Annotated in this window: 10 protein-coding genes; 4 read left to right on the top strand and 6 right to left on the bottom strand. The window is 73.2% G+C overall.

Annotation, left to right across the window (positions count from 1 at the left end):
- Positions 1 to 4: 4 nt before the first annotated feature.
- The 5 genes from ACSMXV_RS08860 to ACSMXV_RS08840 all read right to left on the bottom strand — a co-directional run bounded on the left by ACSMXV_RS08860 (position 5) and on the right by ACSMXV_RS08840 (position 4,505).
- On the bottom strand, positions 5 to 874 hold the full coding sequence (locus ACSMXV_RS08860; protein WP_473177152.1) for a 5-oxoprolinase subunit C family protein: 870 nt from the start codon (positions 872 to 874) through the stop codon (positions 5 to 7).
- Positions 871 to 1,488, bottom strand: coding sequence for a 5-oxoprolinase subunit B family protein (locus ACSMXV_RS08855; RefSeq protein WP_473177151.1), 618 nt, complete (start codon positions 1,486 to 1,488; stop codon positions 871 to 873). Before ACSMXV_RS08855 ends, ACSMXV_RS08860 begins: the two co-directional genes overlap by 4 nt.
- Positions 1,485 to 2,249, bottom strand: coding sequence for a LamB/YcsF family protein (locus ACSMXV_RS08850; protein ID WP_473177150.1), 765 nt, complete (start codon positions 2,247 to 2,249; stop codon positions 1,485 to 1,487). The genes ACSMXV_RS08855 and ACSMXV_RS08850 overlap by 4 nt, the downstream gene beginning before the upstream one ends.
- Positions 2,250 to 2,319: 70 nt before the next feature.
- Complete coding sequence (locus tag ACSMXV_RS08845) at positions 2,320 to 3,189, bottom strand: putative hydro-lyase (protein ID WP_473177149.1); 870 nt, start codon at positions 3,187 to 3,189, stop codon at positions 2,320 to 2,322.
- Positions 3,186 to 4,505 (bottom strand): MFS transporter, encoded by a 1,320-nt coding sequence (locus ACSMXV_RS08840; protein ID WP_473177148.1) that lies wholly within the window; start codon positions 4,503 to 4,505, stop codon positions 3,186 to 3,188. The genes ACSMXV_RS08845 and ACSMXV_RS08840 overlap by 4 nt, the downstream gene beginning before the upstream one ends.
- A gap of 248 nt (positions 4,506 to 4,753) precedes the next feature.
- Between ACSMXV_RS08840 and ACSMXV_RS08835 the strand changes: the two genes are divergently transcribed.
- From ACSMXV_RS08835 to ACSMXV_RS08820, 4 genes are all read left to right on the top strand, one after another.
- A complete protein-coding gene (locus tag ACSMXV_RS08835) occupies positions 4,754 to 5,512 on the top strand; it encodes a GntR family transcriptional regulator (RefSeq protein ID WP_473177147.1) in 759 nt (252 codons plus the stop codon).
- Positions 5,513 to 5,655: 143 nt separating this feature from the next.
- Positions 5,656 to 7,182 carry a hypothetical protein gene (locus ACSMXV_RS08830; RefSeq protein ID WP_473177146.1) on the top strand — a complete coding sequence of 509 codons (1,527 nt, stop codon included), beginning with the start codon at positions 5,656 to 5,658 and terminating at the stop codon, positions 7,180 to 7,182.
- Between the two features lie 46 nt (positions 7,183 to 7,228).
- Entirely contained in the window at positions 7,229 to 8,125 is an 897-nt protein-coding gene (locus tag ACSMXV_RS08825) for a hypothetical protein (RefSeq protein WP_473177145.1), read from the top strand.
- Between the two features lie 85 nt (positions 8,126 to 8,210).
- Complete coding sequence (locus tag ACSMXV_RS08820; protein WP_473177144.1) at positions 8,211 to 13,262, top strand: hypothetical protein; 5,052 nt, start codon at positions 8,211 to 8,213, stop codon at positions 13,260 to 13,262.
- Between the two features lie 213 nt (positions 13,263 to 13,475).
- Here the strand turns inward: ACSMXV_RS08820 and ACSMXV_RS08815 are convergent, their stop codons facing one another.
- Positions 13,476 to 14,099 carry a hypothetical protein gene (locus ACSMXV_RS08815; RefSeq protein WP_473177143.1) on the bottom strand — a complete coding sequence of 208 codons (624 nt, stop codon included), beginning with the start codon at positions 14,097 to 14,099 and terminating at the stop codon, positions 13,476 to 13,478.
- Between the last annotated feature and the right edge of the window lie 215 nt (positions 14,100 to 14,314).

Here is a 14,314-nt window from a genome sequence, read left to right as displayed (position 1 = left end):
AGGCTCAGCGTCTGCGGACCGCCACGAACCGTACCGGTGTCCCCGGCGTCGCCTGGGCCGCGGCCGCCAGGTCCGGTTCCCTGACCACCGCGATCACCGGGTACCCGCCCGTGGTCGGGTGGTCGGCGAGGAACACCACCGGCCGGCCGTCCGGGGGCACCTGGACCGCGCCAAGCACCATGCCTTCGCTGGGCAGTTCACCGTCCACCGCCCGCTGAAGCGGGGGCCCGTCGGTGCGCAGTCCGATGCGGTTGCTCGCCGAGGACACCAGGTACGCGCGCGTGGTCAGCGTCCGCAGTGCCGCATCGGTGAACCAGTCGTGGCGAGGGCCGAGGGTCACCCGCAGCACCAGTTCGCGCGGGGGCCCCGGCTGCGGAGCGAGATCGGCACGCGCGCGTGCGGCAACCGGGTTGCCCAAGGGCAGGACGTTTCCATCGGCGAGCGGCGCCGGGCCGAGGCCCGACAGCAGATCCGTCGACCGGCTGCCGAGCACCGGCTCCACGGCCACCCCGCCGGCGAACGCCACATAGCTGCGCACGCCGGAGACTGCCGCCCCGATGTCCAGCACCGCCCCCGCGGGGACGCGGACCGGGGCGCTCCATGGCACCGGACGGCCGTCGACGGTCACCGTGCAGGGTGCGCCGCCCACCGCCACATCGACGTCGCAACGCGGCCGTACCGCACAGCCGTTGAGGGTCGTCTCCAGGACCGCCGCGTCCGGTGCGTTGCCCACGAGCCGGTTGACGAGGGCCGCGGCGGGAAGGTCGAGTGCCCCGGAGCGGGGTACGCCCAGGTGTGCGTGGCCATGACGGCCCCGGTCCTGGACAGTGGTCAGCGCACCGGCCCGGACGACGGCGACGGCACGGTCGGTCACCGCGTCCCCTCCGGTACGAACCGCACCCGTGCACCGGGCGCGAGCAGCGCGGCAGGCACGCGCGCGTGGTCCCACAGTACGGCGTCCGTCGTGCCGATCAGCTGCCAGCCGCCGGGCGACGAGCGGGGATACACGCCGGTATACGGGCCCGCGAGAGCGACGGCACCGGCAGGAACGGCCGTACGGGGCGTGGCCCTGCGCGGCACGTCGTAGCGCTCGGGCAGTCCCGTCAGATAGCCGAAGCCGGGTGCGAACCCGCAGAAGGCGACGCGGAATTCGGCCGCCGCGTGAATCCGTTCGACCTCCTGTTCCTCGACGCCCCACAGCGCCGCGACATCCGCGAGGTCAGGGCCGTCGTAGCGCACGGGCAGCTCGATCACGTCCTCCGCGCGCGCGGAGAGGGGCGGGACATCCCAGGCCGGGAGCTGTGCGGCCAGCCGGGCCGGGTCGTCGAGCCCGTCGAGCAGCACCGTGCGGGCCGCGGGCACGATCTCCCGTACGGACAACGAGCCCGCAGCGCGGCGCCGAAGAAGCTCCGCGTGGAGCGCCTGTGCCTCGGCGCCGCTCTCCAGCTCGACGAGCAGAGCCTGCTCGCCGACCGGCAGCGCCCTCATGCGAAAGCCTCCAGCCGGACGCCGGCCGACTCCAACTGGGCGCGCACGCGCCGGGCGAGGCCCACCGCGCCGGGCGTGTCCCCGTGCAGGCAGAGCGATCGGGCATGCACCGCGATCTCCTCGCCCGTGTGGGACCTGACGATCCCCGACCGTGCCAGCCGCACCGAGCGCTCGACGACGGCCTCCGGATCCGTGACCACGGCACCGTCCTGACGGCGCGGCACCAGCGTGCCCTGGGCGGTGTAGGCGCGGTCCGCGAACGCCTCGGTGACGACCGGCAGTCCGGCCTTCTCCGCCGCCTCCAGCAGGCGCGATCCCGGCAGTCCGAGCACGGGAAGCGTGCCGTCGGCGAGCAGCACACCGTCGACAACCGCCCGCGCCTGGTCCTCGTCGTGCACGACCCGGTTGTAGAGCGCGCCATGCGGCTTCACATACGACACGCGCGTGCCCGCCGCGCGCGCGAAGACCTCCAACGCCCCGATCTGGTACGCCACTTCGGCCGCCAGCTCGTCGGGCGGCACGTCCATCGCGCGCCGCCCGAAGCCCGCCAGGTCGCGGTAGGAGACCTGGGCGCCGATCCGTACGTCGCGTTCGGCTGCCATCGCGCACACGCGCCGCATGGTGGCCGCGTCCCCGGCGTGGAAGCCGCAGGCGACGTTGGCGCTGGTGACGACGGACAGCAGCTGTTCGTCGTCGGTCAGCTGCCAGCGCCCGAAGCCCTCTCCGAGGTCGGCGTTCAGATCGATCGAGACGGAGGCCATGTATCTCTTCTTCTCCTTTGCTGCTGTTTCTGCTGTTCAGCGCCGACCCTGAGCCCGGCGATCTCCGGGGTCAGGCCACCCGGTACTGCTCGTCCCGGGCGTCGGTGATGAACATCTGACCAGGTGCATGCGTGATGGCGAACGGCGGGCGCGAGGCCATCACCGCCGCCTGGGGTGTCACCCCGCACGCCCAGAACACCGGGATGTCGCCCGGCTCGGCGTCCACCGGATCGCCGAAGTCGGGCCGTGCCAGGTCCTGGATGTCCAGCACGTCCGCCTCGCCGCAGTGCACCGGACTGCCGTGCACCGCGGGCATCAGCGAACTCTCCCGGATAGCCGCCGCCAGGTGCTCCGGCGGGACGGGGCGCATCGACACCACCATGGGACCGTGCAAGCGCCCGGCGGGGCGGCAGTGGCGGCCCGTGACGTACATGGGGACGTTGCGGCCCTGTTCGACATGGCGCATCGGCACGCCAGCCTCGGAGAGCGCCCACTCGAAGGTGAAGCTGCAGCCGATCAGGAACGACACCAGGTCGCCGCGCCAATGCCCGACGACATCGGTGGGTTCGTCGACGAGTTCGCCGTGCTCCCACACGCGGTAGCGCGGCAGATCGGTGCGCAGGTCGGCGCCCGGGGCGAGCGGTGTGCTCCAGGAGCCGGCGTCGGTGACGTCCAGCACTGGACAGGGCTTGGGGTTGCGCTGACAGAACAGCATCATGTCGTACGCCCAGTCTGCGGGCACCGAGATCAGATTGGCCTGGGTGTGCCCGGCGGACCAGCCGGCGGTCGGCCCTGCGGCGCCCGAACGGAAGTGCGCCCGGGCCTTTTCGGGGCTCCACGCGCGCGTGCGCGCACTGACATGCTCCACGGGGCGGTCCGGTGTACGGCCTTCGGCGTGGTCCTCGGTACGACTTTCGGGGCGGTCCTTCGTACGGTTCACAGCAGCTCCCGTCCACGGGTCTCGGGCAGACCGAACAGTGCCAGGACGGCGAGGCCGTACCCCACCGCTCCGAAGATCAGCGCGCCGCCCACGCCCCAGCTGTCGGCCAGGAACCCGACCAGCGTCGGGAAGACGGCGCCCACCGCGCGGCCGGTGTTGTACGTGAAGCCCTGTCCCGTGCCGCGTACCGCCGCCGGGTAGAGCTCACTGAGGAACGAACCGAAGCCGCTGAAGATGGCCGACATGCAGAACCCGAGCGGGAAACCGAGGACGAGCACCAGGGTGTTCGCGCCGCTGGGGATGTTGGTGTAGGCGAGGATAGCGGCCGCCGACAGGAAGGCGAAGAGCGCGATGTTCCGCTTGCGGCCCAGTTTGTCCGTGAGATAGCCACCGGTGAGGTAGCCGAGGAAGGCGCCGGAGATGAGGAAGGTCAGATAGCCGCCGGTGCCGACGACGGAGAGGTTGCGCTCCGTCTTGAGGTAGGTGGGCACCCAGGTGGCCAGCGTGTAGTAGCCGCCCTGGACGCCGGTGGAGAGCAGCACGGCGAAGAACGTGGTGCGCAGCAGGCCCGGCCGGTCCGCCGTGCCGGGCTTGAAGATCGCGGCGAACGAGCCCTTCTCGGCGCTCTTCTGCCGGCGCTCGGCGGCCTCGGGGGCGTCGTGCACACTGCGCCGTACGTATACGACGAGCAGGGCGGGCAGTGCCCCGGTCCAGAACATCACGCGCCACGCCACGTCGTCGTCGAGGAACTGGAACACCAGCGTGTAGACGACGACGGCGAGTCCCCAGCCGACGGCCCACGAGCTCTGGATGGCTCCGAGGGTGCGGCCGCGGTGCTTGGCGCTCGCGTACTCGGCGACCAGGATCGCACCGACCGCCCACTCGCCGCCGAAGCCGAGGCCCTGAAGGGCGCGGAAGACCAGAAGCGTCTCGTAGTTGGGCGCGAAGCCGCAGGCCACGGTGAACACGGCGTAGGTGATCACCGTGATCATCAGGGCCTTGACCCGTCCGATCCGGTCCGCGAGCACACCGGCGAGGGCGCCGCCGACCGCCGAGACGACCAGCGTGACGGTCGTGAACAGCCCGGTCTGACCGCTGTTGAGTCCGAAGTACGCCGCGAGCGCCACCATGCTCAGCGGCAGCGTGAAGTAGTCGTAGGAGTCGAGCGCGTAGCCGCCGAAGGCGCCCGCGAAGGCGCGTCGGCCACGCGGCCCGAGGGCGCGCAGCCAGGCGAACGCGCCGCTGTCCTCTGAGTGTTCAGCCGCGCCGGGTTGCGCGTCGGTCGTCAGGGCCTTTGTCGGAGGGGTCGTACTCATGGGCACCTCGCATAAGGGGGCAAATGTTGCATGCGAACTGGGCTGCGCCGTGCGGGAGCTGAGTCGAGTCGGGTGTCGTGCCGTGCGAGAGCGAGTCGAGCCGGGGTGTTGTGCCGTGCCGGGGAGTGCGGAAAAGCGGTGGGCGTCGGTGCGGTGCCGTCGGCGCCCTGTCCGTAAGGTAGAGGATCGTTGAACGATCCCTCAATACCCGTGTTGTTTCGTTCTTGTATCTGGGGTTGAATTCCGGCATGGGTGCTGTGTCTTCCCGGGGCGGGAGCCCCGGAACTTCGGCCGGAGAGCCGGCAGGGCTGGCCGACGATCGTGCGCTGCTGGGCCGTACGAGCACGGCGGAGCGAGTGGCGGACATCCTCAGGAGCCGCATCGCCGACGGCTATTTCCGTCCCGGCACACGGCTGTCCGAGGACAGCATCGGCGGAGCGCTCGGCGTTTCGCGAAACACGCTGCGCGAGGCCTTCCGGCTGCTCACCCATGAGCGGCTGCTCGTCCACCAGCTCAACCGCGGCGTCTTCGTACGAGTCCTCACCGTCGAGGACGTCGAGGACATCTACCGCACGCGGCGCCTTGTGGAGTGCGCGGTCGTGCGCGGCCTGGGCAAGCCCCCGTACGAGCTGGAGGCGGTCGCCGCAGCCGTCGCCGAGGGGCGGCGGTCGGCGCGGGAGCGCGACTGGAAGGGCGTGGGGACGGCCAACATCCACTTCCACCGGGAACTCGTCGCCCTGGCCGGCAGCGAACGCACCGACGAGGTGATGCGCAGCGTCTTCGCCGAACTGCGCCTCGCCTTCCATGTGGTGGACGACCCTCGGCGGCTGCACGAGCCGTACCTGGCACGCAATCGCCAGATCCTGGAGACACTCCAGGCGGGTGACCGTGACAAGGCGGAGGCCCTGCTCGCCGAGTACCTCGACGACTCGCGCCGGGGGCTGGTCGAGGTGTACGGGCAGCGGGTGGGTGCGGGGGAGGACGACGGCGGCCGGACGGACGAGTGACCGGCGCGTGCCGGCCCCCGTCGGCTGCGGCCGGCCGAGAGGTGCCACGAGGCACGGCGGCTTGAGCGGCCGGTGCGGCGGCGACCTGGGTCGTATCTGCGCCGTTTGGGCTGTTGTCAGACTGAGGACCTAGTCTGTGCACCGTGACTTTGCCAGCATCGACGTACACCGTTCCGCCGCAGCTCAGCGCGGCGTCGCGGCCCGCCCCGGGCCCGGCCGCGGACGAGGGCCTGGCGCGGCGGCTGCGCGCGCTCGCCTGCACCGCGCCGCTGCACGACCTCGACGCGCGCAAGGCAAACCTGGCCGGTGAGTACTCGGTGTACGGGATGGCGGAGGTGGCCCTCGCCGCCATCGACCTCGTCACACTGAACATGGACTTCGACACGGGCGCCGACCACGAGCAGATAGTGGCCAGGCTGATCCCGCGCATCGCCGCCCAGGCCCCGGGGCGCCCCACCGCCGAGCACGAGCGCGTCGCCCGCTGGGTCCTGGAGAACCTGATCAACGTCGGCAGCGTCGACCGCGGCTTCCGCGCCGTGTACGGCACCTTCGCGCCCGACGGCAGCTATGTGCGCCGGGACTACGACTTCAAGCTGATCGAGGAGGTCCCGGGGCACGGGGGCGCCGTGTATCTCCGTACGACGGACGAGGCCGTCAACGTCCTGGTCGGCGCCCTCGACACCGATGTCACCAGCGCCCAGATCGCCGCCGAGGTCAAGCTGGAGGTGCTGATCAACCGCGGCCGGCTCGCCGACGCCCAGCTCGCCGCCGAACAGGCCCGCTACCGCACCGTGCAGTACTCGGAAACGCTCCGCAGGGCCCTCGAGGCCACCCGGCGCAACGTACGCGCGGTGGACTGGCTGGGCGCCGTCCCCGACATGATCGCCGAGGCCCTCGACCACGTCGCCGACCGCTACCGCCACGAGAACGCGATCCTCACGAACATCCGCAGGGCACGCGACGAGTCCGAGGACCCGGAGCACAAGCGCCGTGCCGCGGAGCTCGTCGACATCGTCAAGGACTGTATCCGCCGCCACACCCAGCTGCAGTCGCGGCTCCTGGAGGCGGGGCCGCTGTTCCGCGCCGAACAGGACCGGCAGGCCTTCGCCGCACCCTCCGCGCGCGCGGGGCTCGATCTCTACGGCCAGCTCGTCGCACCGGTCCTGCCGCTCCCTCTCGAGCAGGCGCACCGCGTGACGGATGCCTACTTCGCCCGCGGAACCGGCCTGCGTACGCCCGTGTCCGTGCGGGTCGCCGACCTCGTCGGCATACTGCTCACGCCGCCGATGGAGCGAGAGCACCTCGGCGCGGAGATGCCCGAGCCCGATCTGATCGCGACGCCCGACGACAGCAGATTCAGCGACGAACAGCTCGCGAGCGCCATGGAGCTGCTCGACCTGCCATCCGACGCACCGCGCCGGCTCTCCGGCCTGCTCGCCGAGGCGCGCCGACGCGATCCCGAACTGCCCTATCTGGTCGCCCTGCTGGCCGTGCACGCGGCCAGCCCCCCGGTCGGGACCGCCTACCGCCAGGGCGAGGAAAAGCTGCTGTTCGCCGTGGACGACGGCACCGAACTCGACGATCCCGAGTTCGGCGGCGCCGACCTGATAGTCGGGACGGCCCTGCTCGACGCCGCGGGCATGGCGGCCGGCCGGACGGAGGCGGCATGACCACGACCGACAAGCACATGCACCACCCCAGCAAGGAGCACCAGCCGTGACCGACGACCACGCAGACGGGACCGCGTGGGGCGAGCCGGATTCCGGGGCGGCCCCGGCCGGGGCCAAGGCCGCCGTGACGCCTGCCGACGCCGCCGACGCGGCACGCCTCGTCGCCTTCGGGCTGCAGCCCAAGCTGCAGCCCGCGCGCGACCAGGAGTACACGGAACTGCTGCGCCGTTACCGGGATGACCCCCCGTTCGCGCGGCTCGCGGACGCCGTCGCCGCCGGTCTTGGGCTGGTCGTCCTCGAGGTGTCCCCGCGCGCCGGGATGGCCGTGACAGCAGCCGAGGACTCCGTCTTCGCCGTCCGCATGGGCGACTACGCGCGCCGCGCCTCGGCCGACGCCGGCGACCGCTTCCTGCACGGCCTCGCCCACCTGGCCGTCGCCGCCATGGCGTTCCCGCGCCCGGAAGACCTCGCCGACGACGGCTACATCGGCCGTGTGACGGTCAACGGCGTCGACGCGTTCGTACGCCAGGCCTGCCGCCGCCTGGAGGAACGGGCCGCCGAACAGGGCGAGAACACCGACCCGGCCAGCGACGCGCCCGGGCTCGAGGCCGCCTGGCGGATCTGGGCGCGGCGGAGTGCGACCGGGGCCACCAAGGACGCCCGCCGGCTCGCCGGCTCGACCACCGGCATCGTCGCCAAGGCTGTCGCGTTCCTCACCGATTCGGGATTCCTGCAGCGCACGGGGGACGACTCAGGAGGGACGTACCGCACGACCGCCCGCTACCAGCTGCAGGTGAGAGACATGGCCGGCGACGCCGCCATGGCCGAGCTGCTGGAGCTGGGCATCGTGCCAGTGACCGACGGGACGGCGAGCCTGCTGCCGCCCGAGGACACCGACGACCTGGAGCTGGTGGCCGACGCGGGGCTGCCGTTCCACGCCTGACCGCCTGAACCTCTTCCTGACCGCCTGAACCTCGTTCACGACCTCCCTTTCACGACCTCTTTCACGACTACGAGAGTCCGCCGCAATGTACGAGTTGTCCCGGGTCCGCCTCTACTCCATCGGGCCTGCCGGTGCGCGCTACGCCGACACCGTGCTGGACCTGCGGGGTGTCGGCGAGCCCGTGCCGCACCCCGCGCCCACCCAGGCGGAGTTCTTCGAGGTGGAGCCCGTCGGACCGCCGCGACGGCCCGCGCCCGCGGGGGTGCTCTTCCTGGAGAACGGCGGCGGCAAGTCCGTGCTGCTGAAGCTGATCTTCTCGGTGATGCTGCCGGGCCACCGGAACACCCTCGGTGGCGCCAGCTCCGGCGTCCTGCGGAAGTTCCTGCTCGCGGACGACTGCGGGCATGTCGCGCTGGAGTGGCAGCACACGCTGACCGGTGAGTGCGTCGTCGTCGGCAAGGTCAGCGAGTGGCGCGGGCGGCAGGTCTCCAACGACCCGCGGAAGTTCGCCGAGGCCTGGTACTCGTTCCGGCCGGGCCCCGGACTGAGCCTGGACAACCTGCCGGTCGCCGAGTCCACCGGGGTGCGGCCGCCCGTCGAGGGAGCGTCTGGCGCGCAGGGGCGGCGCCGCACCATGAAGGGCTTCCGGGACGCGCTGACCGAGGCGGGAAAGGCGTACCCGCATCTGGAGGTGCACTGGGAGGAGATCCACGAGCGTTGGACCGAGCACCTCGGCGAGCTGGGCCTCGACCCCGAACTCTTCCGCTACCAGCGGGAGATGAACGCCGACGAGGGCGAGGCGGCCGGCCTGTTCGCGGTGAAGAAGGACTCCGACTTCACCGATCTGCTGCTGCGCGCCGTCACCGACACCCGTGACACCGACGGGCTTGCCGACCTGGTCAGCGGCTTCGGCAACAAACTGGGACGGCGCGGAGAACTCATCGCCGAGCGGGACTTCACCGCGGGCTCCGTCGACCTCCTCGGCAGGATCGTCGAAGCCGCCGACGCGCGGGCACGCGCGCGTGACATCCATGCGGGCGCGGAGCGGCGCACCCGCACCCTCGCCCGTCGCCTCTCGGCGCGCGCCGCCCAGGAGCGCGGGCGCTCCGCCGACCTCGCCCAGCAGGTCACCGCCGCAGCGCACACCGTCACCGAGACCGAGCGGGCGCGCGGCCGGAGTGGGCTGATCGCCGCCGAACTGGCCTACCGGCACGCCTCCTTGGCGCTCGCCGGCGCCGAGAAGGCCGCCGCCGCCCAGAAGCGCGAGCTGGCCGACGCACGTACCCTGCACTCCGCCTGGCAGGCCGCGGAAGCCGTGCTCCGCCACCGTGCGGCCGCCGACCGCTCCGCGCGCGTGGCCGCCGCCATCCGCGAGGCCGAACGGGACGCCGCCCCCGCTCTGGCCGCGCGCGCCAGGGCAGCCGCCGATCTCGTACGAGCCCTGCAGGGTGCCGCCGGGGACGCAGAGCGGCTGGCGAACGAGGGGGAGGAGCGGTCCGCGGCCCTTCAGGAGGCCGGGGAGGCCGCGCATCGTGACGCGACGGCCGCCGCGACCGAGGCGCAGCGCGCCCGCAGCGAGGCCGGCCATCTGCGCCAGCGGCTCACGGAGGTCGAGCAGGAGACCGCCGAGGCCGTACGGGCCGGGTGGCTCGACGACACCGCGCCGGACGCCGACCCGGCGCGCGCGGCGCTCGCCGCCAGCGACGCCGAGAAGACCGCCGTGGCCGCCTGGGACACCGCGCGCGAGGCGTCCCGCCGCGCCGCCGACCAGGCCCGGGAGGCCGCGTCCGCGGAGTCGCGCGCCGAACTGACGGCAGCCCGCGCCGCGGATGCTGCGACGGCAGCCGAGCGCGCGTACGAGGCGGAGCGGCGCACTGCCTCGTCCCTCGCGGGCGAGGAACGGCTGGCGGAACTGCTGAGCCTGCCCGGCGGGTCCGCCGCCTCGGCCGGAGCGGGGGTGCCGCGGCAGCGTGGGGGTGCGGGCGTAGCCGGGGTGCCGGGTGGCTCCGGGCAGCCGGAGCGGGGTAACGCGGTCGCGGGTGCGGTGGCGGGGGAGTCGGGCTCCGACGTGGTGGGGCGCGGGGACGCGTCAGGCAGGCAGGGAACGGGTGCCTCGGACTCCGGCGCCTCGGGCGAGCCGGGCGCGGGAGCTTTTGCCACTGGGCGTCCCGGCACTGGGGGCCCCGGCATTGGAGGTCCCGGCACCGGAGCTGCCGGTGGTGGGGCGGCCGCTGTCCAGCCAGGTGGCGCCGGGGATGTGCCGGGCGTCGACGCCGCCGGGCCTGGTGGTTCCGGACGTGTGGCGGAGGCGGCGGCCGTCGGACAGCGGTCGGGCGCGGCCGGTGACGGCGTGGCCGAGACGGCCGAACGCCCCCTGACCGCCGAAGTGCTGGATCGCTACGCAGACGAGCTGCGAGAGCTGCTCGACGACGCGGTCGCCTCCGCCGAGCGGCAGCTCTTCGAGCTGCGGACCGCCGCCGCCGACGACGCGCGGATCCTCGGGGCGCTCGGTGACGGCGGGCTGCTGCCGCCGGGCCCGGACGTACTCGCCACGGTCGAGTACCTCGGCGAGCACGGCATCCCGGCGCTGCCAGGCTGGCGCTACCTCGCCCAGGCCGTCGACCCTGCCGACCACGCGCGTGTGCTGGCAGCCCGGCCCGAACTCGTCGACGGCGTCGTCATCACCGACCCCGACACCCACACCCGGGCCCGCGAGACCCTGAGTAACGCCGCGCTGCTTCCCCGCTCCACCGTCGCCGTGGGCACCGCCGCCGCCCTGCTCGCCCCCACACCGGCCCCCGGCGCGGGCGACAGCGACGTGTTCCTCGTACCGCCGAACCCGGCCATGCACGACGAGCAGGCCGCCGACGAGGAGCGCGAGGCCCTGCGCACCCGTGCCACCCGGCGGGACGAGGACATCCGGGAGCTCGCCGCCCGCCTCGCCAAGGACCGCGAGCTCGGCGCGCGGCTCGCCTCCTGGCGGGCCGGCTGTCCGACGGGCCGTCTCGCCGAACACGCCGCCGCCGCACGCGACGCCCAGGCGTTCGCCGAGGAGGCCGAAGCCGAGCTCGCCGAGGCGCGCACCGCCCGGGCCGAGGCCGACGAGGCCGCGGCCGAGGCAGCACGCGTACGCGACGAGCGGCAGGAAGCCGCGCAGCGCGCCCGCCGCGCCGCCGATGCGCTCGCCGGGCTGGCGTTCCGGCTGCGCGAGCGTGCGGGATGGCAGGTGAAACTGCGTGAACTCGCCGACGACTCCGTCGAGTCGGAGGCCCGCGCCCAGGTCTGTCTCGAGCGTGCCCGCGCCGCCGACGAGGACCGCCGAGCGGCCCAGCGCGCCGCCGACGACGCCCGCCGTACCGCCCGCGCTCTCCGCGCGGAGCGCGCCGACATCGCCGGCGCCCCCGACGACGTACCGGAAGACGACACCTCGGGTGGCGAAACCGCGGGCGACAAGTCCTCGGGCGGCCAGAGCCGGCACGGCAAGGCGCCCAAGGCGTCGCTGCCCGCGTTGCGCGAGGCATACCGCGCGGCCTCCCAGGTGTACGAGAAGGTCGGCGTCGGCGCCGACCTGCGCGCCGAGCAGGCCCGCGCCGAGAGCGACGAGAGCGCGGCCCTCGCCGAACTCGACCGGCTCAGCAACAAGGTGCGCACGCGCGCGGCCCAGCTCCTGGAGTCGCCGGACGGCGCCGACGGCCCGTCCCGGCAGGCCGCCGCCGCCCGTGCCGAGGAGCTCGTCCAGCTTCTCGAGACCCGCGCCTCATCGGCCAGCGAGCAGCTCGGCAGGCTCCGGGCCGAGGCCGAGCGGCACGCGCCCGAGGACGGCGAGGCACACACCGACCTGCCCGACGACCTGGTCCCCGCCGACACCGAGCAGGCTCAGGCGCTGCTGCGCACGGCCACCGCCGAACTCGCCGCCCGCACAGAGGCGTTGAGCGAGGCCAGGGACACCCACGCCGAACTGCTCGCCGCCCATCGCGCCGCTGAGGACGCGGCCGGAGGCTTCGACGAGACGGCCGCCCAGCTGCGCGACCTGCTCCGCGAGCACTTCGGCGACGACTCGGAGGAGCCGGAGCCGTACCCCGGCAGCCTGCAGGAGGCCCGGCACGCCGCGGCGGAGGCACGCCGCTCCCTGCGCGGCTGCGCCGCTGATCTGTCCACCGCCGAAGCGGCGGTACGCGAGGCCAGCGACGTCCTCGTGCGCCACGCCAACTCCACGCGCTACGAACAGGTCCGCACCCCCGCCCGCCAGCAGATCCGCGAACTGCCCGCCTCCGCTCTGCCGGAGCACGCGCAGAAATGGGCCGACGCCTTCGCGCCTCGCCTCCGCGTCCTCACCGACGAGCTGGAGCAGCTGGAGCGCAACCGGGACTCGATCGTGGACCGGCTCCGGGGACTCGTGGAATCCGCCCTCGCCACCCTCCGCTCCGCCCAGCGGCTGTCCCGCCTTCCCGAGGGCCTCGGTGAATGGTCCGGCCAGGAGTTCCTGCGCATCCGCTTCGATGAGCCCGACCAGGCCGTGCTCACCGAGCGGCTGGGCGAGGTCATCGACGAGGCCACCCGCGCCGCGGTGAAAAAGAACTCCGACCTGCGCCGTGACGGCATGTCCCTGCTGCTCCGCGGCGTCGGCGCGGCGCTCCAGCCGAAGGGCGTCGCCGTCGAGATCCTCAAGCCGGACGCCGTGCTGCGCGCCGAGCGGGTCCCCGTCGGACAGATGGGCGACGTGTTCTCCGGCGGCCAGCTGCTCACCGCCGCCATCGCCCTGTACTGCACCATGGCCGCGCTGCGCTCGAACGACCGGGGCCGCGACAAGCACCGGCACGCGGGCACGCTGTTCCTCGACAACCCGATCGGCCGCGCCAACGCGACGTATCTCCTGGAACTCCAGCGGGCCGTGTCGGACGCGCTCGGTGTGCAACTGCTCTACACCACGGGCCTGTTCGATACGACGGCGCTCGCCGAGTTCCCTCTGGTGATCCGGCTGCGCAACGACGCGGACCTGCGGGCCGGACTCAAGTACATCAGCGTGGAGGAACACCTCAGGCCGGGACTGCCCCGGCAGGCCCCCGCGGGGGAGACGCTGCACGGCGAGATCACAGCGACGCGGATGTTCAAGCGGCCCGCACCCGCCCAGGGGTGACCGGCTCTTGCGCCCGCGGCACCCGCCCAGGGGTGACCGGCTCTTGCGCCCGCGGCACCCGCCCAGGGGTGACCGGCTCCGCGCCCGCGGCACTCACGCAGTGGTGACCGGCTCAGCGTCTGCAGCACTCACGCAGTGGGGACCGGCCCGCGCACCTGCCGGCCGTCCTCAGAACATGCTGCGTGCCGCCGGACTACGTGTGCGACAGCCGGACTACGTGTGCGACAACTGCCCCCGGCCGCCGCGCCTCCGTATCCGCTCCTGCTCCCGGGCCACCGCCCGGGCCTGCCTTCGAGCGCGGCGGCGCTCACGGCGCAGCCGGCGAGCCGTGCTGCTCGGCGTCGACACGACGCCGTGCCGCTGGTTCCACACCTGACGGGTGACCCACACGTCCAGCACGCCCCAGGTCGCCACGACCGTGCTGGCCACGCTGGAGAGCACCATGGGGAAGGCCAGCCAGGAGCCGGCGAGCGTGCACAGGAAGGCGACCATCGCCTGAATGAGCGTCAGGGCCACTATCAGCACGGCTCGGACGGCCGACGTACGCACAGGGTCGGGCATGCGCGGGCGCCGAGCGGGCTCCTCCACCCAGAGCGGTTTCCCGCGCCCGGCGGCATGCGCGTCCGGCGAGGCACGCTCCGCGTTCGCGGCCCCGGCGTTCTCCCGATGCCCGAACTCGGCCCTCTCCGGAGACGCCGAGCCGGACTTCCGCTGATGCGCCACCGAGGATTCGGCCCCCTTCTGCCTTCCGAGCGCTGCCGCCACTTCCCCGGATCCGTGCGTGGATCCGGCCGCGGCGCCGTCTTCGGACGCCGTGCGCCGCTCTGCCGTGCCCATCGACTCGTCACTCCCCTCGGCCCGCATGCCCATCGGCCCCGCATGCCTCTCGACGCTGCGCTGGTCCGATCCGGCTCCTCATTGGCTGCCCGGTTTGCACTGCCTTACGCCGCCGGATGCGCCCGGCACCCCATGCGGCCCATTCCGCCCGCAATTCCCATACGTAAGGACGAGCGGGGAGTGAAGAAGATTCCCAACTGACGTGAGAATCCAGC

The sequence above is a fragment of the Streptomyces sp. DSM 42067 genome, from assembly GCF_055792885.1.
Note: the sequence above shows the minus strand (reverse complement) of the source record. Positions and strands in the feature narration are given on the sequence as shown.